The organism is Neisseria shayeganii (assembly GCF_014054965.1).
Classification (GTDB): domain Bacteria; phylum Pseudomonadota; class Gammaproteobacteria; order Burkholderiales; family Neisseriaceae; genus Eikenella; species Eikenella shayeganii.
Genome location: NZ_CP059567.1, coordinates 1,131,634 through 1,153,812, shown reverse-complemented (window position 1 = coordinate 1,153,812; position 22,179 = coordinate 1,131,634). Strand labels below are relative to the sequence as shown.

The following is a 22,179-nucleotide window of genomic DNA, read 5'->3' as shown; positions in this document are numbered from 1 at the left end:
AGGCCACCTGAAAAATATTTGGATCAGAAAAACTACCGTCCTATCCAAATAGGGCGGTAGTTCGTTTGAAATCGGCAGGCGTTCGGCCTACCACTGACCGTTCACTTTTTTATTGCGCATCAGACACAGCATATCGGCGGCCACGTGGGCGGCGGCGATGGCGGTGATTTCGGCGTTGTCGTAAGCCGGCGCCACTTCCACCACGTCCATGCCGACGATGTTCAAATCGCCCAGGCCGCGGATGATGGACAAGGCGGTGTGCGAATTGAGGCCGCCGGGCACGGGGGTGCCGGTGCCGGGGGCGAAAGCGGGGTCGAGGCAGTCGATGTCGAAGGTGAGATAAACCGGGTTGTCGCCCACCACTTCGTGAATCCGCTTGATGGTGGCCTCGACACCGTTTTCGTTGATCCACGGTGCAAACAGCATGTTCATGCCCATAAAGTCGCTGTTCCAGGTGCGGATGCCGACTTGGGCCGAGGTTTTCGGATCGATGAGGCCGTTTTTCACCGCTTTGTAGAACATGGTGCCGTGGTTGAGCGATTCTTCTTCATCATCGGGCCAAGTGTCGCAATGGGCGTCGAAATGCAGCAGGCTCAGGGGTTTGCCGTATTTTTCGGCATGCGCTTGCAAGAGCGGATAGGTGATGTAGTGGTCGCCGCCGAAGGTGAGCATTTTGGCGTTGCTGTTTTGGATGATGTCCAGCGCGTGCTGTTTGATGGTTTCACGGATGGTCCACGGATTGTGGGCGTCGAACCAGCAGTCGCCGTAATCGATGACAGCCAGATCGTCGAAGGGGTCGAATCCCCAGGGAAACAGATTCAATTCCGCCAATTGTACGCTGGCGGCACGGATGGCGGCGGGGCCGAGACGGGCGCCGGAGCGGAAGGTGGTGGCCAAATCCAGCGGCACGCCGGACACCACCACGTCCACGCCTTCCAGATTGCGGGTGTAGGTGCGGCGCATAAACGATAATGCACCGGCATAGGTGTTTTCGACAATGCTGCCCATGACGCCGTCGCGGCGGAAGGCGCCGTCGCCGTAGATTTTGTTTTGGCTCATGATGTGTTCCTCTATGTTATTGCTTGCGGTAGGGGTGGGAATGAGTTTTCAGGTAGCCTTAAAGGCTACCTGAAAGCTGCTGAAAGCGGTTTAGCGTTGGCGTTTGCGGCGCAATTCTTCGCGTTTGGCGTAGAAGAAACGGCGGCGTTGGCGTTTGCGCCACCAAAAATAAAACAATACGGCGGCACCGATGCCGATGAGGGTAAAAAGGCCGTATTGGAATTGATGGGCTTTTTCCAGCAGCCAGTCTTTGTTGGCGGCGCCGAAATAGCCCAAATACACCCACAAAGGCACAGAAATCAGGGCGGCGAAGCCGTCCATCGCCAGCCAGCGCCAAAACGATATTTTGCCGCTCATGCCGGCACTGATGAAAATGGGGGTACGCAGGCCGGGCAAAAAACGGGCCACAAACAATACCCAGTTGCCGTATTTGGCGAATTTTTCCTGCACTTGCGCATAGCGGTAGGGTGTCATCACCTTGGAGACGAAACGCACTTTCAAAATATTGGGGCCGAAGCGGCGGCCGAGCAGGAACATCATGCCGTCGCCCACCAATACGCCCAACAGGCCGACAAGGTTCATTACATGTACATTGGTGTGGCCGAGGCCGGAAATCACGCCGCCGGCAATCAGGGTAATGTCTTCGGGAATCGGCACGCCGAAACCGCAGGCCACCAGCACCAAGAAGACGGCGGCGTAGCCGTATTCGGAAAAAAAGGCTTCTAAAATATCCAGCATCTTATTTGTCTGTCTCCGTCGGTCAGGATGGGCGGATGGCTTGGGCAATGCGCTCGGCGCACTGTTGGGCCAGGCGGGCGTTTTGCGCTTCCACCATCACGCGCACCACCGGTTCGGTGCCCGATGCGCGCAACACGATGCGGCCCTGTCCGGCCAATTCGGCTTCCGCCTCAGCCAAGGCTTGGGCCGAAGCCTTTTCCCAATCGCTGTCTTTTTCGATGCGCACATTGATCATGGTTTGCGGGAAAGGCTGCCAATCCACGGCGCTGACCAAGTCTTCGTCCAGGGTTTGCAGGGCGGCCAATACCTGCAGGGCAGAAATGGTGCCGTCGCCGGTATTGTGTTTGTCCATGCACAGAATATGGCCGCTGGCCTCACCGCCGATCAGCCAACCGCGCTGATGCAGCTGCTCCAACACATAACGGTCGCCCACTTTGGCGCGGCAAAACGCCACGCCTTGCTCCTGCAATGCCAGCTCCATCGCCATATTGGTCATCACGGTGCCCACCACGCCGCCGATCTCGACGCCGCTTTTGGCACGGGCTTTGGCAATCACATAGATCAGGCTGTCGCCGTCATACACTTTGCCGTGGCGGTCAACCATAATCAGGCGGTCGCCGTCGCCGTCTAAAGCGATGCCGTAATCGGATTCATGCTGCAATACCGCGGCTTGCAGGGCTTTCGGGTGGGTGGCGCCGCATTTATTGTTGATGTTGAAACCGTTGGGCTGGTTGCCGATCTCCACCACATCCGCGCCCAGTTCGTGAAACACTTTGGGCGCCACGTGGTAGCCGGCACCGTTGGCGGTGTCCACCACCAGCTTCAAGCCGCGCAGGTTCATATTGGCGGGGAAGGTGGATTTGCAGAATTCGATGTAGCGGTCGTCGGCACCGCTGACGCGGCGGGCGCGGCCCAAACGGTCGGAAGGCACGGTCTGCATCGGCTGGTCGATTTGCGCTTCGATTTCCTGTTCCAGCTCGTCGGAAAGTTTCACGCCGCCTTCAGCAAAAAACTTGATGCCGTTGTCGGCGTAATGGTTATGGGAAGCGGAGATCATCACCCCGGCCGACAGGCGCAGGGCGCGGGTGAGATAAGCCACGCCCGGCGTAGGCAGCGGGCCGGTTTGAATGACGTTGACGCCGGCGGCGGTGAAGCCGGCCACCAAAGCGGTTTCCAGCATATAACCGGAAATACGGGTGTCTTTGCCGATGAGCACGGTAGGCTTGTGTTCGCCGTCGTGTTTGACCAGCACTTGTCCGGCCGCATAGGCCAATTTCAGTACGAAATCGGGCGTGATTGGAAATTTGCCTACTTCACCGCGTACGCCGTCGGTACCGAAATATTTTTTTGCCATATACGGGGTCCTTAATTGTCCAAATGTCGGGGAAATGCGGCTGGGCCGAGCAGTGGCGAATTGTAAAGCAGCGGCCGGGCTTGTGCCAGTTTCTGTGCCGTTAAATCGGGAAAATCAGGCCGCGGGCCGGGGGCAGGGGCGTTCTTCGGCACTTTGCTTATTTCGATTGTGTCCGTTTCAGCCGGCGGCGCTGATCCCCACGGCCTGCCATACCTTGAGGGCATCGGCGGTGGCTTTGACATCGTGCACGCGCAACACCGCCGCACCGCGCGCCGCGGCGGCCAAGGCGGCAGCCACGCTGCCGTGTATGCGGGCGGTGGCATCGGTTTCGCCGGTCAGCTCGCCGATCATGCGCTTGCGCGACACGCCCACCAGCAGCGGCAGGCCGGTGTCGGCAGCCAGCTCGGGCAGGCGCTGCATCAGCTCGATATTGTGGGCCAGGGTTTTGCCGAAACCGAAGCCGGGGTCAAGCATCAGGCGTGCTCGGCTTATGCCTGCGGCCTCGCATTGCGCCACCCGTGTTTTCAGGTAGCCTGCCACTTCGGCAGCCACATCGCCGTATTGCGGATTCTGCTGCATGGTTTCCGGCAGCCCCTGCATGTGCATCAGGCAAATGCCGGTGTCGGCATATTCGGCCAACAAAGCCACCGCACCTTCGTCTTCTAAAGCTTGAACGTCGTTGATGATGTCGGCCCAGCCGTTTGCCAAAGCTTGGCGCATCACGGCCGTGCGGCGGCTGTCCAAGCTGACAGGCACCTGCCAGGCGGCCAATTCAGCCAAAATCGGCGCCACGCGGGCCCATTCGGTTTCGGGCGAAACATAGGGCGCGCCCGGCCGGGTGGATTCGCCGCCGATGTCGAGTATATCGGCGCCTTCGGCCAGCAGGCGTTCGGCGTGCGCCAAGGCGGAGCGTGTGTTGGCGGAATACGTGCCGCCATCGGAAAAGGAATCGGGGGTGAGGTTGACGATGCCCATGATTTTGGGGGCGTCGAGCGTGAGGCGGAAACGTCCGGCCTGCCAGACGGAGTGCGGCATAGTGGGGCTACCTGAAAGAAAACGGGAGGGATTGTATCGCATACTTTGCCTTGATTCAGAGCAAAGTATGCGGAAAGAGCGGTTTAGCGCAGGCGGCGGCCGCTTTCGGCGTCGATGATGCGGCTGGGCGTTTTGGCGCCGCCGCAGCGCCCACGGATTACAGCGACTTGGCGGCCGAATTGGCGGCGCACTTCGCGTTCGCTGCGGCAGGGCCGCCGGCCGGCGAAGTTGCACGAGGTGGACACCAAAGGCGTGCCGAGCAAGCGGCACAGCCCTCTGGCCGCCGCATGGGCAGGAACGCGCACGGCCAGTTTGTGCCGGCGGCGGCCACGCAGGGCGGCAGGCAGGGCAGGGTGGGCGGGCAGAAGCAGGGTAACGGGCGCCGGCCATGTTTGTGCGGCCAATTGCCGCTGCGTTTCAGGTAGCCTGCCGAGCAAAGGCAGCAAATCGGAGAGGCTGCTGCCGATGACAATCAGTCCTTTGTGTTGGGGCCGTTTTTTCAGGCGGATCAGGCGCCGTAGCGCGTGCGGGTGTTGGGGCAGGCAGCCCAAACCGTAACTGGATTCGGTCGGATAAGCCACCAGTCCGCCGCGCTTGAGGTGGCTGCGTAGGCGGCGGGCTTCGGCGCCGGACAGAATGCGGGGCATAAGAGGGGAAACAAGCGCTGGAAAGTAAAAGAATCAACAGGAAGCAAAGATATGCAAGGCGGTTGGCTACCGCATCTGTAACGCGGTAAAGGTTGAGACACTTGCCACACCGCCATCTGCGGCACATTTCCGCATTGTGCGTTTATGCCCGAGGCTTATTGTCAGGCTCATATGCCTACGCGCTCGCTGTACTGTGCGGCCTTGAACGACATTCGTATCCGGAGGTTTCCGGATATTGCCTTGTCTGTTATTGCCCGCTGTTTTGAGGATGAGGGACTAAGTTTTTCATACACTCCTGATATTCCAGCATCCCGTAATCATGTGCCAGTTTGGGGTGTTCGGATGCAGGCAGGATGTCGCCGCTCATGTCTCTCATCAGATGGAATGTTCGCCCAACGATGTTTTCGATTCTTTTTTGAAAAATTTCACGGGTGTAGTCGTTGGTGGCTGCCGGTAAGAAGCGAGCTTGCAGGGTTTGCACAGTTTCCTGTTGGCTGTTGCCGTCCAGTTTCGCTTGCATGGCATCTCGTGCCATACCGCCAAAACCCCGACAGATTAATTCTTTCAGTTTTTCTGTTTCCGCCGGCGGTAGGGGTTCGGCGTAGGCCGGCACTGCGGTCGGAATCAGAAGCAGGAAAACCAAAGCGGCTTTGACTATGATGCTGGGGCGCATAGATGCCTCCACAATATTGGGTTTGATCTCGGGTTACGATACCGGCAAGGCTTTGCGGCGGCCTTGCCAAATCCAAGCGTAACCGCCGATCACCGGCAGCAGGGCCAGCGCCGCTTTAAACGGCCAAGAGGCGTACCACGGACGCTGCAGGATGATGGTGTCGCCATGCAGGCTGGAGAGGGGGATGTCTTTAATCGCCAACCAATCAAGAAACGGCCACCAGCAGGCCACCAAGAGGCCGAGAAACAGCGGCCACAGCCACGTGATGCGGTTGCGTTGCCACAGCAGGAAGGCCGGCACCAAAACAATCAGGGTGAGAGCGCTGATCAGCAAAACCCGTTCCCAAGGCGCGCCGAAATAACGGGCGCAGAAGTAGGTGAGCACCACCCATAAGGCGCAGATAACGGCCATGATTACTTCTTCCGGGCGCTTTAAAACAGACATAATTCGGTTCCTCTGGTGGTTATTTTTTGGGGTTTCAGGTAGCCTGGGGCGGTGTGATGATAACAGCATTCGGCGGCTTGGGGCGGTCTGATTGCAGGCCGGACGGCATTTGTTTTAGAGCTGGGATTCGCTTCAAAAGACCGTGCCGGCAGTCCGCCAAGCAGACCTACTCGTCTTCTTTGTCGGCCAAATACCAGCGCACGCCGGCGTCATCCAGTTTTTTGCAGATGCCGTCGCCGGGTTGCTCGTCGGTAAACAGGGCGTGGAATTCGGTGATGTCGCCCATACGCACCAAAGCGTTGCGGCCGAATTTGCTGTGGTCCACGGCCAAATAGCGGTGGCGGGAGTTGGCCATCATTGCCTGCATCACGCTGACTTCTTTATAGTCGAAATCCAACAAGGACCCGTCCGGCTCGATGCTGGAGGCGCCGAGCACGGCATAATCCACTTTGAATTGGTTGATAAAATCGATGGTGGCCACGCCGGTGATGCCGCCGTCCACCGGCCGCACCACGCCGGAGGTGATCATCACGGTGTAGTCTTGGCGGCTGGAAACAATAGAGGCCACGTGAATATTGTTGGTAATGATGCAGAGGTTTTTGTGGTTTTTGATCAGCGCCAGCGCCACCGCTTCGATGGTGGTGCCGATGCTCATGAACAGCGAGGCATTGTCGGGAATGTGCTCGGCAATCAAATCGGCAATGTGGGCTTTTTCACTTTGCAGCTTGTTTTTGCGTGAGAAGTAGTCTTCGTTCTCCACGCTGCTGCCCAAAGCGGCGCCGCCGTGATAGCGGCGCAGAATGTTTTGTTCGCACAAGGTGTTGATGTCGCGGCGGATGGTTTGCGGGGTCACATCCAAGTCGCGGGCCAGTTCGTCGATGGGCATGAAGCCGTTTTCGCGCACGAGTTGGATGATTTTCTGATGGCGGGGGATGCGGTGCGGCATGTCGGTTTGTGTTCTGAAGAAGTAAGAAAGTGAAAACGATTGTGCCAAAATGTTCGTTTTCGCGCAAGCATGCCGGAGAGGCTACCTGAAAGGCCGTTTGCGTCTGCCGCAGTAGCCAAAACCGATTCCAGCCTCTACAATCCGCCCTGAATTTTTATAAGCGGTGCCGCTTTCCGGCACCGGAGTCTGCATCAAGGAGCATATCAAGATGGCTTATCAAACCCGCAATCCCTATACCGACGAAGTGGTGAAAACCTTTACTCCGCACACCGATGCCGAGGTAGAGGCTGCCTTGGCCGCCGGCCACGCGCTGTATAAATCAGACTGGGCCGCGCCCGCCAATATGGCGGCACGCTTGGATACCCTGCGCCGTTTGGCCGATGTGATGACCGAGCGCAAAGAAGAGCTGGCCCGCTACATCAGTATCGACATGGGCAAGCTGATCGGCCAGAGCCGCGGCGAAGTGCAGTCGTGTATCGACATCGCCCGCTATTACGCCGATAACGGCGCGCGCCTGCTGGCGCCGGTACCGTATCCCGATGTCTTGGGCGAAGCTTGGGTGGAACACCACCCCATCGGCATCATTTTGGCGGTGGAGCCTTGGAATTTCCCGTTTTACCAGCTGATCCGCGTGGCCGCACCCGCCATGGCCGCCGGCAATCCGGTGGTGGTGAAACACGCCAGCAACGTGCCGCAGTGCGCACAGGCCATGGAAGACGTGATTCGTGAAGCCGGCGCACCTGAAGGCGCTTACACCAATCTGTTTATCAGCCCCGATCAAGTGGCGGCCATCATTGCCGACGACCGCGTGCAGGGCGTGGCGCTCACCGGCTCGGAATACGCCGGCAGCATTGTGGCCGGCCAAGCCGGTGCCAAACTGAAAAAAGCCACCATGGAATTGGGCGGTAACGATGTGTTTGTGGTGTTGGACGACGCCGATGTGGCCCGCGCCGCCAAAACCGCCGTCGGCGCGCGCCTGTATAACGCCGGCCAGGTGTGTACCGCTGCCAAGCGCTATATCGTGCAGGCCGGCGTGGCCGAAGAATTTACCCGCATTGTGCTGGAAGCTTTCCAGTCGGTGGTGATGGGCGACCCCTTGGACGAAGCCAGCACCTTGGCGCCGATGTCGTCCAAACGGGCCAAAGAAGATTTGCAGCAGCAGCTCGACCGTGCGGTGGCCAACGGCGCCAAACTGTTGTGCGGCAATGCGCCGGTGCCGGCGCAGGGTCAGTTTTTCGCGCCGGCGGTGCTCACCGACATCAGCCGCGACAACCCGGCTTATTTCGAAGAATTTTTCGGCCCGGTGGCGCAGCTGTATGTGGTGGAAAACGATGACGAAGTGGTGGCTCTGGCCAACGATTCGCACTACGGCCTGGGCGGCACCATTTTCTCGGGCGATGTGGAGCGCGCCAAACGCTTGGCCTCGCGCATCGAAACCGGCATGGTGTTCATCAACCAAGGCGGCGATTCGGTGGCCGAGCTGCCCTTCGGCGGCGTGAAACGCTCGGGTTTCGGCCGCGAACTGGGCGACTTGGGCATCAAAGAGTTTGTGAACCAGAAACTGGTGGTGGTGGCCAAATAAGGCATACGCCCGGTTAACCATCTGCTTCTAGCCAAAACAGGCTACCTGAAACGCTTTAGCTTCGCAGAAACTGGCGGCGCTTGTTTTCAGGTAGCCTGTTTGTTGTGGTGCGGATCAATCAGAGCTGTTCGCGCTTGACCGCATTCAAAGCCCGGCCAAGGTTGTGGCGCAGAATGTCGTCCACCAGCTGCGGCACTTCGTCTAAAAACGACTGCTGCATCTGCTGCAGCATGACGGCGGTTTGCTTTTGCACGGCGGTTTTCACCATGCCGGCCACGGCGTCGGCCAGATGGGGGCGCAGTTTTTCCGCCAAGCGCTCCAGCAACACTTGCTCGCTCAAGCACAGCATTTTGCGGCCGGCCGCTTCAGGCGGGGCATAAATGTTGAGCAGTACGATTTTTTCGGCGGCGGCGGCCAAAGTAGCGGTGGCGTCGCCGTTTTCCGGCTGGGCAGGCAGGTCGGCCTGAAGCGTCGCCGCTGCGGCCTCGCTTTGACCTTCAGCCTGGGGCTGGGCAGCCGCTTCCAAGGCTTGCAGTTTGTCCAAAATGGTTTGGCCTTCGCTTACCCTCGACGGGCGGCGGTTGTTCAGCCAAACGGTGGCTTGGGCGGCGGCCTCATCATGGCGGCCCACATACAAGGAGTTTTGCGCGTTCAGCCAGTCTTCCTGAAACAGAATCTGCGGGTTGTCCAAATCGCCTTCCGGCTGGCGGCTGTTGTGCTGTTGCTGCCAATGTGCCAAGTAAGCCTGATAGGTCTGTTTTTGTTCGTCCAAACTCAGTTTGCGCCGGCGGCCGGCTTCGGCGATATGGGTTTTGTCAGCGGCAGGGGCAGGCTTGGGCGGCGGGGGCGGAACGGGTTCTTCCAGCGTAAACATCTGACGGGAAGGTTCGGCGGCGGGCGCGCTGTCCGGGCTGTTCAGGTAGCGTCTTTTCTGTTGTAGGCGCTGCAGGCCTTTTTCCCAATCTTCCATATCGGCGGTGTCTGCGGTGGAAGGGGTAGCGGGGCCGTCGTCGTTGAGAGTAAATACCAGCGGGTTTTGCGGATGGTCTTGATTCATGGCAGGGAGTGTGGATAGGGGATCGGAACCGTCGGTATTATAGCCGAATCGGGCGCAGGCGGTCTTTTTGTCAAACCAGCGGCGGCGGGTTTATAATGGCCGCCCTTTACCCTTACTGTTTTTTAAGGCATACGATGGAAGATTTGCATCAAAGAATCAGCTATTTGGAAGAGTCAATCGACATCCTGCGCACGCAAAACCTGGTATTAGCCACTGCCTTGCGCAGCTTGGTGCGCGCCCTGCCTGCCGATATGGTGCAGGAAGTGGCCGAATCGGTGCGCTTGGGCTTTGATGACGAATTGGCGCGCTTGGAATACGAAGACAGCCCGATGACCGATGTGTTTCACGATGCCGTCCACGCCTTTTTCGGCGAACAACGCTGACCCAATAGGAGATGCCGATGCCTGCTTTATGCCGTTTGCCCTTTTTCCAAGTCATTGCCGTGGAAGGCGACGATGCCGCCGAGTTTCTGCACGGCCAGCTTTCCAACCACATCACCGATTTGGCCGTGGGCGAAGCCTGTTTTGCCACCTACAACACACCCAAAGGGCGGGTGTTGGCCAATATGTTGGTGTGGCGGCTGGAAAACTGCTTTTTGCTGCTGATGGCGGCGGATTTGGCGGCGGCGGTGGTTAAGCGCCTGCGCATGTTTGTCTTGCGCAGCAAAGTGGTGTTCGATGAAGCTGCCGGCTGGCAGGTGTACGGCCAGAGCGGCATGAGCGGGCCGCAGCCGGCGGCCGATGCTTTGAAACTGCCGTTTGCTGAGGCAGAAGGCGTGCTGAGCGGTGTGTTGGCCGGCGGCAACGGCTTGCTGTTGAGTCGGGAAAGCCTGCCGGCGGCTGACACGGCGGTAGCCGAATCGGCTTGGTTTGCCGGGGAAATCCGCGCCGGTCGGCCTTGGATATCGGCCGCCACCAGCGAGGCGGCGGTGGCGCAAATGCTGAACCAACACCGTTTGGGCGGCGTGCATTTCAAAAAAGGCTGCTACCCGGGGCAGGAAATCATTGCCCGGGCGCAATATCGTGGCCAAGTGAAGCGCGGCTTGGCGCAAACCCGCAGCGAATCGGCTGTGGCACCGGGCAACAAAATCGACGTGGCCGGAGAAGAGGCGGGCATCGTCATCAACAATGCCGCCGATGGAAACGGTTTTATCCAGCTCTCAGTCATCAAATTTGCCGCCGCGGGGCAGAGTTTGTCTTGCGAAGGGCAGGCGCTACGCTTGGAAAAGACTTGGTTTGAGGCGGAGGACGAGGCGTCTTAAAGCCCTTGTGATGTGCCGATAAAACAGAAAGGGGCGGCATGATTCTGTTCAGCCCGATGTGGCAGCATGAGATCGAAAGATTGGGCTGGCGGCGTTGCAGCCCGGCAGGCTATGTGTTGCTCAATGTGTCGGATGGGCTCAGTTGGCTGGCCTTGATACTGTGGATTGCCGGCTTGGCTTGGTTTGACTGGCCTTGGGGCTGGCCGGCTTGGCTGGTTTGGATGCTTGGCCGCGCTTGCTACGGCGTATCGATGTGGTTGTGGCTGCGGCGGCGTTTTGTATATGACGCACAAACCTTGAGCGTGTCTTGGCAAAACCAAAGCGGCGAACTATGCCGTTACAGTTGGGCGGAGCATTTGCGGGACGAAGGCGCGTCATAGGCCAACCGCCGATACAAACAGGCTACCTGAAAACAGGCCAAGCAGATGACTGCTCAGCCGAAGTTTTCAGGTAGCCTGAGACCTTTGCAAAACCCCCATCTGCGGCGCATTTCTGTGTTGTGTGTTTATGCCCTATGGGTACTGCTCGCTCGCTTGCCTATCTTCATGATATGTCTGTCCCACGGGGATTCCTGGCGTTGACGTTCGCTGCGCTGCTACGCCTTGAACGGCATCCACATCTGGAGGTTTGGCAAAGGTTTCAGCCTGTTTGCTTGAATGCGGCTTTATTCGCCCATCGCCGCCAATTGCTCGGCCTGATGTTCGGCAATCAGGGCGGCGGTGATTTCGCCCATGTCGCCGTCCATCACAAAATCAAGCTTGTGCAGGGTGAGGTTGATGCGGTGGTCGGTCACGCGGCCTTGCGGGTAGTTGTAGGTGCGGATGCGCTCGCTGCGGTCGCCGCTGCCGATCAGCGATTTGCGCTCGGCCGCTTCTTTGGCCTGGGCTTCGCGTTTTTGGATGTCGTTGAGGCGGGCGGCCAGCACTTTCATGGCCTGGGCTTTGTTGGCGTGCTGGCTGCGGCCGTCCTGGCACTCCACCACCAGGCCGCTGGGCAGGTGGGTGATGCGTACGGCGGAATCGGTTTTGTTGATGTGCTGGCCGCCGGCGCCGGAGGCGCGGAAGGTGTCGATGCGCAAATCGGTGGGATTGAGCTCGATGGTTTCCAGTTCGTCGGCTTCTGGCATTACCGCCACGGTGCAGGCCGAGGTATGGATGCGGCCCTGGCTTTCGGTGGCGGGCACGCGCTGCACGCGGTGGCCGCCGCTTTCGAATTTGAGCTGGCTGTAGGCGCCGTGGCCGACGATGCGGGCGATCACTTCTTTATAGCCGCCCAAATCGCTTTCGTTGGCCGACACGATTTCCACCTGCCAGCGCTGGCGCTCAGCAAAGCGGGTGTACATGCGCAACAGGTCGCCGGCAAACAGGGCCGCTTCGTCACCGCCGGTGCCGGCGCGGATTTCGATGAAGATGTTTTTGTCGTCGTCGGCATCTTTGGGCAGCAGCAGTTTTTGCAGCTCGGTGTCCAGCATGTCGATTTTGGCTTTGGCATCGTCGATTTCTTCGGCGGCAAAGTCTTTCATTTCCGGGTCGGACAACAGCTCTTCGGCGGCGGCCAAGTCGCTTTGCGCCTGCCGGTATTGGCGGTAGGTGTCCACCACCGGGGTGAGTTCGGCGTGTTCCTGGTTGAGGCGGCGGTAGTGGTCGATGTCGGCGGTGGCTTCGGGCGAGCCCAAGAGGGCGGTCACTTCTTCCAGCCGCTCGGAGAGGGCGTGCAGTTTGTCGAGTAAAGAAGGTTTCATGATGTGGCGGGTGTTCAGGTAGCCTGAAGGCAATAAGCGCGGTGGGTGTTTTGTTTATCGGCATCGGGCTACCTGAAAGCGGCAGCCCGATGAAGGCAGCAGTGCGGAAAGGGTGTTCGGCGCTAGACGCGTTCCACTTGCCGTACCTGCGGTATCGATTGCAGGGCGTGGCTGATTTTTTGCAGTTGCTCGCAGTTTTGCACCTGCAGGGAGAAACGAAATTCGATGAATCCTTCGGTGCCGTCTTGTTTGCGCGATAGGGTATCGACCGATTCGATGTCGGCGCCGTTGGCGGAAATGGTTTGCGCCAAGGAAGCCAGCAGGCCGTGGGTGTCGATGGAGGCCACGCGGATGCCGGCGCGGTATTGCCGTTTTTCCAGTTTGTCCCAATTGGCATCCAGCTGCTGCTCGGGGTCGGTTTTCAAAACATTGGGGCAGTGGTCGCGGTGGATGATCAGACCTTGGTCTTTGATCAACAGGGCTTTGATGCTGTCGCCGGGAATCGGGTGGCAGCACTGGGCGAAACGCACCCGGCCGCTTTCGCTGCCGCTCACGCTGATGGGGGCGATTTTGACTTCGCTGCCGCCATGTTCGCCGGCCAGGGCGGCAATGTGCATGGCCACGGAAACGGGCAGCAAGCGGCCCATGCCCACTTCGTAGAGGATGTCTTCGAAACTGGTGTTGCGGCTGCTCAGGTCGGCCAGGTATTGGTCTTTGAGTTCTTCCGACAACAGGACGTCTTTGGGCAGCAGGCCGGAGAGGGCCTTTTGCAGCAGGTTTTCGCCCAAAGCCACGGCATCTCGGCGGTCGGTGTGTTTGAGTTGGTTGCGGATGGCGCTGCGGGCACGGCCGGAAACGACGAAGTTGAGCCACGCCGGATTGGGGCGGGGTTTGTCGGAAGTGATGATTTCCACGCTGTCTCCGGTGCGCAATCGGGTGCGCAGCGGCACCATATTGTGATTCACCTTGGCGCCGACGCAGCGGTGGCCGATGTCGGTGTGCACGGCGTAGGCGAAGTCGATGGGGGTGGCGCCTTCAGGCAACACGAGAATGCGGCCTTTGGGCGTGAACACATAGACTTCGTTGGGGAACAAATCCACTTTGACATGCTCGAGAAATTCGATGGCATTGTCGCCCTGGGCTTGGAAATCGAGAATGTTCTGCAACCATTGGTGGGTACGCAGCGTGGCGGCATTGTCGGCGCCGCCGGGGGTTTTGTAGAGCCAGTGGCTGGCCACGCCTTCTTCGGCCACTTTGTCCATTTCGCGGGTGCGGATCTGCACTTCGATGGGCAGGCCGAAAGGGCCGACCAGTGTGGTGTGCAGGCTTTGGTAGCCGTTGGCTTTGGGAATGGCGATGTAGTCTTTGAGCTTGCCGGGCTTGGGTTTGTAAAGGCTGTGCAGGGCGCCGAGGGCGGCATAGCAGTCGGGAATGCTGTTCACGATCACCCGGAAGCCGTAAATGTCCATCACCTCGGCAAAATGCAGCTGTTTATCCTGCATTTTTTTATAGATGCTGTAGAGGTTTTTTTCGCGGCCTTTGATTTGCGCCTCGATGCCGGCTTCATACAGGCGCACATTAAACGCGCTCAACACCTTGCCCACTACGTCGCGGCGGTTGCGGCGGCTGGCCTTACGGGCTTTTTCCAACACGGAATAGCGGTTGGGGTAGAGGTGCATGAAAGACAAATCCTGCAGCTCGCGGTAAGCATGGTTGAGGCCGATGCGGTTGGCCAGCTGGGCATAGATTTCCATGGTTTCCTGCGCAATGCGGCGGCGGCTTTCGGGCTTTTTCGCATCCAGCGTGCGCATATTGTGCAGGCGGTCGGAAAGCTTGACGATAATGACGCGGATGTCTTTCACCATCGCCATGATGAGCTTACGGAAACTTTCCGCCTGATGCTGGGCCTGGTCGTTGTACTCCAGTTTTTCCAATTTGGAGAGACCGTCCACCATATCGGCAATGGCGTCGCCGAATTCGGCGGCCAACTGCATTTTGCTGGTGCCGGTGTCTTCCAGCACATCGTGCAGCACGCCGGCGCACAAGCCTTGGATGTCGATCTGCCAGCCGGCGAGCTGGGCGGCCACGGTCATCGGATGCGTGATATAAGGCACGCCGCTGTTGCGGAACTGGCCTTCATGTGCGCGGATGCCGAAGTCGCAAGCGCGGTTGAGCAGGGCACGTTCTTCCTCGTTCAGGTAGCCTGCGGCCTGTAACAGCCGCGCACGCTCCCGCTCAATAATGAGGCTGTACACCTCGTTGATTTGACGACGGCAGAGGGCGAGTTGCTCTTCCGTCGTGGTGCCGCTGCGGGTGTTGAGGTGGGCGATGATTTCAGTACAGACATCGCCGAACAGCGGCTGCAGTTTATCCAACTCGGCTTGGGTGCCAAGGTCTTCCATGGCGGTTTGGATAAGCACCGCACACAGAGCGTGCACCCGCTGCTCTTCCTTGGCCAGAGCGGTGCACAAGGCAAACGCGCGCGACAACTGCTCGGTTTGGCCCGACTTGGCTGCCGTTTCGAAAACGTAGGCACAGGCGGCCTCGAGCATGGCCCAGCGCTCTTCTTTTTTCAGGTATTGGACGCGGGCGAACAACCCTGTGCGCAGGCTCAGGGTGGCGGTATCGTAATCGGCAGTCGGGGCAATCATGGCGCGGACAGGTGCAATTATTTATTTGTTGCGCGAGAGGATTTCTTCGCCGATTTGGCCGGCGGCGATTTCGCGCAGGGCGGTCACAGTGGGTTTGTTGTTGCGGATGTCGTCCACCAGCGGCGCGGTGCCGTTGGCCAGCTGGCGGGCGCGGTAAGCGGCGGCCAGGGTCAGGTTGAAATGGTTGGGGATGCGGGTGATGCAGTCTTCTACGGTAATGCGGGCCATGTGGGTTTCCTTTTGTTAAAACGATTGGGGATAAGGGGGAAGGCAGGCTACCTGAAAAGCGGATGAAGGTTTCAGGTAGCCTGCAGTCAGCGGCCTATTGTAAGGCTTATCGGGTTTCTGCCAAGAGGCTGTTTAAGGTTTTTTCCTGTGCCGAGCTGAGGAAACGCTTGGCGCGGATGATGTTGAGCAGGGCGGCTTCGGCGTTGTCCAAATCGTCGTTCACCACCAAGTAGTCGAACAGCGGCGCCTGCTCGATTTCGTTGCGGGCCTCGGCCAAGCGCTTGGCAATCACTTCCGGCGCATCGGTGCCGCGGCCGCGCAGGCGGGATTCCAGTACGGCAAAAGAGGGCGGGGCAATGAAAATGCTGGCGGCCTGCGGCAAGGCTTGGCGTACTTGTGCGGCGCCTTGAACATCAATCTCTAGAATCACGTCCACCCCTTGTCGGGTCAGCTCTTCCAGCTGGCGCATACTGGTGCCGTAATAATTGTCGTACACGCGGGCATACTCCAAGAAACCGGCATCGCCAATCATGGCCTCAAACTCGGGGATGCTGACAAAATGATAGTGGCGGCCGTTTTCCTCGCCTTCCCGAGGCAGGCGGGTGGTGTGCGACACGGAAGCGCGGATGTCGGGATGTTTTTGCAGCAAGCGGGAAACCAGCGTGGTTTTGCCGGTGCCCGATGCGGCGGAGATGATGAAAATATTGCCAAGCATGATGCGGTTGCAGCCGTATGGGAAAGTCGTATTATCGCATAGCGGCAAAGGCTTTGAAAGTTATGCAAGCCATAGAATGCGGCTATTTCAGGTAGCCTCAAATCGAAAGCGGGGCGCTTTTGCTTTTTGCCGAAACAAGGTAAAATCGCGCTTTCCGAAACAGGCAGCACATCATGACCAAGTTTATTTTTGTAACCGGCGGCGTTGTATCTTCTTTGGGTAAAGGTATCGCCGCCGCTTCCATTGCCGCCATCCTCGAATCGCGCGGTCTGAGCGTGACCATGCTCAAGCTTGATCCCTATATCAACGTCGATCCCGGCACCATGAGCCCCTTCCAGCACGGCGAAGTGTTCGTGACCGAAGACGGCGCTGAAACCGATTTGGACTTGGGCCACTACGAGCGTTTCATCAATGCCACCATGTACAAACGCAACAACTTCACCAGCGGCCAGGTGTACGAAACCGTGATCGCCAAAGAGCGTCGCGGCGACTACTTGGGCGGCACCGTGCAGGTGATTCCGCACATCACCGACGAAATCAAGCGCAAAGTGCATGAAGGTGCAGCCGGTTACGATGTGGCTATTGTTGAAATCGGCGGCACCGTGGGCGACATCGAATCGCTGCCGTTTTTGGAATCCATCCGCCAGATGCGCAGCCAGCTGGGCCGCAACAACACTCTGTTTGTGCACCTTTCCTACGTGCCTTATATCGCCGCGGCCGGCGAAATCAAAACCAAGCCCACCCAGCATTCGGTCAAAGAGTTGCGCGAAATCGGCATCCAGCCCGACGTGCTGATCTGCCGCATGGACCGCATTCTGCCGGAAGAAGAAAAACGCAAAATCGCCTTATTCTGCAATGTGGAAGAGCGCGCCGTTATCGGCTGTTACGATGCCGACAGCATCTATAAAATCCCCGAAATGCTGCATAATCAAGGCATTGACAACACCATTTGCGAGCAGTTGCAGCTCAATGTGCAGCAGGCCGATTTGACCCCTTGGAAAAAAATCGTCCACGCCATCGAACACCCCAAGCACACCGTGCGCATTGCCATGGTGGGCAAATACGTGGATCTCACCGAATCTTACAAATCGCTCACCGAAGCGCTGAAACACGCCGGCATCCACACCGAAACCGATGTGCAGATTACCTATGTGGACAGCGAAGCCATCGAAACCGACGGCCCCGGCTGCCTGAAAGGCATGGATGCGATTCTGGTGCCCGGCGGCTTCGGCGCCCGCGGTGTGGAAGGCAAAATCGCCGCCGCCCGCTATGCCCGCGAACACAACGTGCCATATTTGGGCATTTGCCTGGGCATGCAGATTGCGTTGATCGAATTTGCCCGCCATGTGGCCGGTTTGGCCGGTGCCAATTCCACCGAGTTTGACCTGAAAGCCGAGCATCCGGTGGTGGCCTTGATTGACGAATGGCAAACCGCCGACGGCAGCGTGGAAAAACGCGACGAACACGCCAATTTGGGCGGCACCATGCGTTTGGGCGCGCAGGAAGTAGAACTGAAAGCCGACAGCCTGGCGGCTCAAGTGTACGGCAGCACCCGCATCAAGGAGCGCCACCGCCACCGTTACGAAGTGAACAATCATTATGTGCCGCAGTTGGAAGCCGCCGGTTTGGTGGTGGGCGGATTATCGTGCGGCCGCGAACGCTTGGTGGAAACCATCGAATTGCCGACGGAACAGCATCCGTGGTTCTTTGCCAGCCAGTTCCATCCCGAGTTTACCTCCACGCCGCGCAAAGGCCATCCTTTGTTTACCGCCTTCATCAAAGCGGCGTTGAGCCACAAAGGCTGATGCAGGCTACCTGAAAGTTCAGAGGGAGCTGCCCAAGTCACAACCAGGGCGGTTCCTGTATGAAAACAGCCGTGAATAAATTGCCTCAAAACGCCCTATTCCAACCCGAATAATACTTCCCATAATCACAGTTATGGGAAGTATTTGATTCAACCGAACGGAAATCGTTGTATGCTCACTCCGCAAAATCTGCTGTGGATTGACGGCCCGGCCGGCAAACTGCAAACCATTTATCTGCCGGCCGAAAGTGAAGTGCGCGGCGTGGCGGTGGTCAACCATCCCAATCCGCTGCACGGCGGCACCTTTACCAACAAGGTCATCCAAACTGCGGCCAAAGCTTATGCCAAGCTCGGTTTTCATTGTTATCTGCCGAATTTGCGCGGCGTGGGCGAAAGCGACGGCACCCATGATTACGGCCGCGGCGAAACCGACGATTGCGTGGCAGTGATAGATTTTGCCCGTGCGCAGCACCCCGAAGCCGCCAAATTATTGTTGTCCGGTTTCTCCTTTGGCGGCTATGTGGCCACATTTGCCGCCCAACAGCGCGAGCCGGATGCTTTGGTGCTGCTGGGGCCGGCGGTGGGCATTTATTCCATAGCAGCGCCTGCCGTACCGGATGTTGCCAAAACCCTGTTGGTACACGGCGAAACCGATGATGTGGTGCCACTGCAGAATGCCTTGGATTGGAGCGCACCGCAAAATCTGCCGCTTACCGTGCTGCCGCAGGCTTCCCATTTTTTCCACGGCAAACTGATTCCCCTGCGCGATACCTTGCTGCGTTTTGTGCCGGCCTTATTGGCCGAATAAAACCTGTTCGCCAGATGACGGTTCCGGCTTTCAGGTAGCCCGAAAGGCTACCTGAAAATCCGCCAACCGCCGCAGCAAACTCGGTTACAATAAGGCCCGTTTTCACCCCCTACCCCGCAAAAGGAAAAAACATGTTCTCCAAGAGCGTGACGATTGAGCAATACGATCCCGAACTGGCGGCCGCAATCGCCAAAGAAGTGCAACGCCAGCAAGACCATGTCGAGCTGATTGCTTCCGAAAACTACGTCAGCTGCGCCGTGATGGAAGCGCAAGGCAGCCAGCTGACCAACAAATATGCCGAAGGCTATCCCGCCAAACGCTATTACGGCGGCTGCGAATACGTGGACATCGCCGAACAACTGGCCATCGACCGCGTGAAAAAACTCTTCGGCGCCGAATACGCCAACGTGCAGCCGCACTCCGGCTCGCAGGCCAACCAAGCCGTGTATGCTTCGGTGCTGAAACCCGGCGACACCATTCTCGGCATGAGCTTGGCACACGGCGGCCACTTGACTCACGGCGCATCGGTTAACATTTCCGGCAAACTCTATAACGCCATCACTTACGGCTTGGACGAAAACGAAGTGCTGGATTACGCCGAAGTGGAACGCTTGGCTTTGGAACACAAACCGAAAATGATTGTGGCCGGTGCTTCCGCCTATGCCCTGCAAATCGACTGGGCGAAGTTCCGCGAAATCGCCGACAAAGTGGGTGCATACTTATTTGTGGATATGGCGCACTACGCAGGCTTGGTGGCCGGCGGCGAATATCCCAACCCCGTGCCTTATGCCGACTTCGTCACTACCACCACCCACAAAACCTTGCGCGGCCCGCGTGGCGGCGTGATTCTGTGCCGCGACAACACGCACGAAAAAGCCCTCAATTCCGCCATTTTCCCGAGCCTGCAAGGCGGCCCGCTGATGCATGTGATTGCCGCCAAAGCCGTGGCCTTTAAAGAAGCGTTGGAGCCTGAATTCAAAGAATACGCCAAACAAGTGAAAATCAATGCCGCAGCCATGGCGGAAGAGTTGGTGAAACGCGGTTTGCGCATTATTTCGGGCCGCACCGAAAGCCACGTTTTCTTGGTGGATTTGCGTTCGAAAAACATTACCGGTAAAGCCGCCGAGGAAGCCTTGGGCAAAGCGCACATCACCATCAATAAAAACGCCATTCCGAACGACCCCGAAAAACCGTTTGTCACTTCTGGCATCCGTGTCGGCACCGCCGCAATTACCACCCGCGGTTTCAGCGAAGCCGATGCCCGCGAGTTGGCCAATTTGGTGGCCGACGTGCTGGAAAACCCGGAAGACGAAGCCACGCTGGAGCGTGTGGCCGCCGCGGCCAAAGCACTTTGCGATAAAAATCCGGTTTACGGCGCCTGATGCCTGACTGATGCCGAGCAGGCTACCTGAAACGCTTTCAGGTAGCCTGTTTCCTATGGTCCGCCATATCCGCAGCCGCCGGCTTTCGGTTATACTGCCGCACGGCAGTTTTGCATTCTTTTTCTCTTCTATTCCATTCGGGTCGAACACCATGCAACCGCTCCGTCTGCTCTCCCTGCTTGGCCGCTGCTTATGGCTGGCGGCGGTGGCCTTGATGTTTTCCGCTTGTGCTCTGGTGCAATACCAGCCGGTGGAAACCATCAACCGCATCGACCGCCAGCAGGGCTACCGTTTGAGCCACAACCTGCAGAAACACGATGATGACGTGTTTGTGATTCTGATGTTTTCCGGCGGCGGTTCGCGGGCGGCTGCTCTGGGCTACGGTGTTTTGGAAGAATTGAGCCGCCAGAAAGTGTATGTGAACGGACGCGAAACCACGCTGATGGACAGCGTAGATTTGGTATACGGCGTCTCCGGCGGCTCGGTATTGGCCGCCTATTACGCCATGCACGGCAAAGACACCATTCCGGCTTTCGAGCAGAATTTTTTGAAGCAGAACTTTCAGAAGCAGGTGGTCAGCCAGGTATTCTCCTTGGCCAATCTGCCCCGCCTGACGTCGCCGGAATTCGGCCGCGGCGATCTGCTGCAGGAGCAGTTTGAAAACACCCTGTTCGGCAACACCACTTTCGGCGATTTGGCCGCCCGCCGCAAAGGGCCGTTTGCGGTGATTTCCGCCACCGATATGTCGCTCGGACACCGTTTCGACTTCACCCAAGAATATTTCGACGTGATGTGCCTGAATTTGTCCAAGCTGCCGGTGGCGCGCGCCGTGGCCGCATCCAGCGCCGTGCCTTTGGTGTTCAGCCCGCTCACGCTCAACAACCACGGCGGCAACTGCGGCTATACTCTGCCGCCGAATATGCGCCAAGCCTTGGCCGACAGCGACGAAGAACGGCTGCAAAGCCAAACCCGCCGCGAATTTACCGTCCAACACCTGAACCAATACGGCGACAGCCGCAAACGCCCGTACATCCACCTGATCGACGGCGGCCTTACCGACAACCTCGGCCTGCGCAGCCTGCTTGATGCCTCCGAAATCTATCCCGAAAACATGCTGCGCCGCCAGTTTGCCAACGGCAAGGTGCACACCATCGCCATCATCAATGTGAATGCGCAAAACCAGCTCAGCAGCAACATCGACCAATCGGCTGCCGTGCCGGGCTTTGTGGACGTATTGAATGCCGTCATCAACGTGCCGATCGACCAATATTCCCAAGAATCGCTGCGCCGCTTCCGCGCCGTAGCCGACCAATGGAACGACAGCGACATCCGCACGCCTGCCGGCCGCAAAATCGGCATGCATTTTGTCAGCCTCAATCTGCGCGACCTGCCCGATACGCCGCTGCGCCACGCCGTACTCAATATTTCCACCAGCTTCCAGCTGCCGAATCAAGACGTCAACAACCTGAAAACCGCCGCCGGCGTGCTGTTGCAGCAGTCGCCCGAATACGCCAGACTGCTCGAAGCCCTGTCGGCCAAGCCTGTAGTGGGCCCGGCCATTCCCGTGCCCGCTCCCGCAGCCTGCCATGAAGAAAACGGCGGAGACGAACCCGTTACCGTTTGCCGCTAAACGCTTTTCAGGTAGCCTGAGGCCAATCCAAACAACAAATACAAGACCACCACACCATCGAGGAGAAAAGCATGTCCGCAGACAACCCTTTCGCCGCCTGGCAGCAACTCTGGCAAAACAGCAGCGCCACCGCCCTGCCCTTTATGCCGCCGGTTTCGGCGGAAGAGGCCGCCCGCAAAATCGCCGAGCTGGATTACATTGAAACCTGGCTGCAGTTCCAATTACAGGCGGTACAAAGCCAAAAAGCCCTGCTGAACCAGCAAAAAGCCTTTTTTGAGACCATGCAGCAAATGACGGGCGGCGGCAGCGAATCAACAAAATAACGCTTGCCATCAGGCTACCTGAAAGCCGGAAGCCCGCCGTTGCGGGCGGTTTTCCGCCCTCTCGGCCGAGGGCAAACTCTGCTACAATACGCGCCTGAATA

General features: G+C 58.4%; 22 protein-coding genes and 1 pseudogene. 10 read left to right on the top strand and 13 right to left on the bottom strand.

Annotation, left to right across the window (positions count from 1 at the left end; all coding sequences use genetic code 11):
• Positions 1–87: 87 nt before the first annotated feature.
• The 8 genes from speB to H3L94_RS05610 all read right to left on the bottom strand — a co-directional run bounded on the left by speB (position 88) and on the right by H3L94_RS05610 (position 6,896).
• Positions 88–1,059 (bottom strand): agmatinase, encoded by a 972-nt coding sequence (gene speB / locus H3L94_RS05645; protein ID WP_182123022.1) that lies wholly within the window; start codon positions 1,057–1,059, stop codon positions 88–90.
• 90 nt (positions 1,060–1,149) lie between these two features.
• Positions 1,150–1,797, bottom strand: a complete 648-nt coding sequence (locus H3L94_RS05640) for a DedA family protein (protein WP_009118066.1) — start codon at positions 1,795–1,797, stop codon at positions 1,150–1,152.
• 22 nt (positions 1,798–1,819) lie between these two features.
• Complete coding sequence (gene glmM, locus H3L94_RS05635) at positions 1,820–3,151, bottom strand: phosphoglucosamine mutase (RefSeq protein ID WP_182123021.1); 1,332 nt, start codon at positions 3,149–3,151, stop codon at positions 1,820–1,822.
• 177 nt (positions 3,152–3,328) lie between these two features.
• Entirely contained in the window at positions 3,329–4,186 is an 858-nt protein-coding gene (gene folP, locus H3L94_RS05630; RefSeq protein ID WP_182123113.1) for a dihydropteroate synthase, read from the bottom strand.
• A gap of 83 nt (positions 4,187–4,269) precedes the next feature.
• On the bottom strand, positions 4,270–4,833 hold the full coding sequence (gene tsaC, locus H3L94_RS05625; RefSeq protein ID WP_182123020.1) for an L-threonylcarbamoyladenylate synthase type 1 TsaC: 564 nt from the start codon (positions 4,831–4,833) through the stop codon (positions 4,270–4,272).
• Between the two features lie 247 nt (positions 4,834–5,080).
• Complete coding sequence (locus H3L94_RS05620) at positions 5,081–5,506, bottom strand: hypothetical protein (RefSeq protein ID WP_182123019.1); 426 nt, start codon at positions 5,504–5,506, stop codon at positions 5,081–5,083.
• A gap of 33 nt (positions 5,507–5,539) precedes the next feature.
• Complete coding sequence (locus H3L94_RS05615) at positions 5,540–5,950, bottom strand: hypothetical protein (protein WP_182123018.1); 411 nt, start codon at positions 5,948–5,950, stop codon at positions 5,540–5,542.
• Between the two features lie 166 nt (positions 5,951–6,116).
• On the bottom strand, positions 6,117–6,896 hold the full coding sequence (locus H3L94_RS05610) for a DeoR/GlpR family DNA-binding transcription regulator (RefSeq protein ID WP_182123017.1): 780 nt from the start codon (positions 6,894–6,896) through the stop codon (positions 6,117–6,119).
• Between the two features lie 208 nt (positions 6,897–7,104).
• On the opposite strand from H3L94_RS05610, the gene H3L94_RS05605 reads away from it, so the two are divergent.
• Positions 7,105–8,478 carry an NAD-dependent succinate-semialdehyde dehydrogenase gene (locus tag H3L94_RS05605; RefSeq protein WP_182123016.1) on the top strand — a complete coding sequence of 458 codons (1,374 nt, stop codon included), beginning with the start codon at positions 7,105–7,107 and terminating at the stop codon, positions 8,476–8,478.
• A 118-nt stretch (positions 8,479–8,596) separates the two neighbouring features.
• Here H3L94_RS05605 and H3L94_RS05600 read toward each other — a convergent pair whose 3' ends face one another.
• Complete coding sequence (locus H3L94_RS05600; protein WP_182123015.1) at positions 8,597–9,535, bottom strand: hypothetical protein; 939 nt, start codon at positions 9,533–9,535, stop codon at positions 8,597–8,599.
• A 134-nt stretch (positions 9,536–9,669) separates the two neighbouring features.
• Between H3L94_RS05600 and H3L94_RS05595 the strand changes: the two genes are divergently transcribed.
• The 4 genes and pseudogenes from H3L94_RS05595 to H3L94_RS12420 form a co-directional block, all read left to right on the top strand.
• Entirely contained in the window at positions 9,670–9,918 is a 249-nt protein-coding gene (locus tag H3L94_RS05595; protein WP_040659928.1) for an NGO1151 family protein, read from the top strand.
• Between the two features lie 17 nt (positions 9,919–9,935).
• Positions 9,936–10,796, top strand: coding sequence for a CAF17-like 4Fe-4S cluster assembly/insertion protein YgfZ (gene ygfZ / locus H3L94_RS05590; RefSeq protein ID WP_182123014.1), 861 nt, complete (start codon positions 9,936–9,938; stop codon positions 10,794–10,796).
• A 38-nt stretch (positions 10,797–10,834) separates the two neighbouring features.
• Complete coding sequence (locus H3L94_RS05585; RefSeq protein ID WP_182123013.1) at positions 10,835–11,176, top strand: hypothetical protein; 342 nt, start codon at positions 10,835–10,837, stop codon at positions 11,174–11,176.
• Positions 11,177–11,221: 45 nt separating this feature from the next.
• Positions 11,222–11,442, top strand: a pseudogene (locus H3L94_RS12420) (hypothetical protein); the annotation flags it as partial.
• An 18-nt stretch (positions 11,443–11,460) separates the two neighbouring features.
• On the opposite strand, the gene prfA reads toward H3L94_RS12420, so the two are convergent.
• The 4 genes from prfA to gmk form a co-directional block, all read right to left on the bottom strand.
• Positions 11,461–12,537 (bottom strand): peptide chain release factor 1, encoded by a 1,077-nt coding sequence (prfA, locus tag H3L94_RS05580; RefSeq protein WP_182123012.1) that lies wholly within the window; start codon positions 12,535–12,537, stop codon positions 11,461–11,463.
• Positions 12,538–12,659: 122 nt separating this feature from the next.
• Positions 12,660–15,188 carry a RelA/SpoT family protein gene (locus H3L94_RS05575; protein WP_244958848.1) on the bottom strand — a complete coding sequence of 843 codons (2,529 nt, stop codon included), beginning with the start codon at positions 15,186–15,188 and terminating at the stop codon, positions 12,660–12,662.
• A gap of 21 nt (positions 15,189–15,209) precedes the next feature.
• The gene (rpoZ, locus tag H3L94_RS05570; RefSeq protein ID WP_009118051.1) at positions 15,210–15,416 is read right to left on the bottom strand and encodes a DNA-directed RNA polymerase subunit omega; all 207 of its coding nucleotides are present in this window, start codon (positions 15,414–15,416) and stop codon (positions 15,210–15,212) included.
• A 106-nt stretch (positions 15,417–15,522) separates the two neighbouring features.
• On the bottom strand, positions 15,523–16,131 hold the full coding sequence (gmk, locus tag H3L94_RS05565) for a guanylate kinase (protein WP_182123011.1): 609 nt from the start codon (positions 16,129–16,131) through the stop codon (positions 15,523–15,525).
• Positions 16,132–16,304: 173 nt separating this feature from the next.
• Between gmk and H3L94_RS05560 the strand changes: the two genes are divergently transcribed.
• The 5 genes from H3L94_RS05560 to H3L94_RS05540 all read left to right on the top strand — a co-directional run bounded on the left by H3L94_RS05560 (position 16,305) and on the right by H3L94_RS05540 (position 22,078).
• The gene (locus H3L94_RS05560; protein ID WP_182123010.1) at positions 16,305–17,936 is read left to right on the top strand and encodes a CTP synthase; all 1,632 of its coding nucleotides are present in this window, start codon (positions 16,305–16,307) and stop codon (positions 17,934–17,936) included.
• Positions 17,937–18,107: 171 nt separating this feature from the next.
• Positions 18,108–18,743 carry an alpha/beta hydrolase gene (locus tag H3L94_RS05555; protein WP_182123009.1) on the top strand — a complete coding sequence of 212 codons (636 nt, stop codon included), beginning with the start codon at positions 18,108–18,110 and terminating at the stop codon, positions 18,741–18,743.
• A gap of 131 nt (positions 18,744–18,874) precedes the next feature.
• Positions 18,875–20,125, top strand: a complete 1,251-nt coding sequence (gene glyA / locus H3L94_RS05550) for a serine hydroxymethyltransferase (RefSeq protein WP_182123008.1) — start codon at positions 18,875–18,877, stop codon at positions 20,123–20,125.
• 151 nt (positions 20,126–20,276) lie between these two features.
• Positions 20,277–21,755, top strand: a complete 1,479-nt coding sequence (locus H3L94_RS05545) for a patatin-like phospholipase family protein (protein ID WP_182123007.1) — start codon at positions 20,277–20,279, stop codon at positions 21,753–21,755.
• Positions 21,756–21,826: 71 nt separating this feature from the next.
• Complete coding sequence (locus tag H3L94_RS05540; protein ID WP_009118045.1) at positions 21,827–22,078, top strand: PhaM family polyhydroxyalkanoate granule multifunctional regulatory protein; 252 nt, start codon at positions 21,827–21,829, stop codon at positions 22,076–22,078.
• The last annotated feature ends 101 nt before the right edge of the window (positions 22,079–22,179 follow it).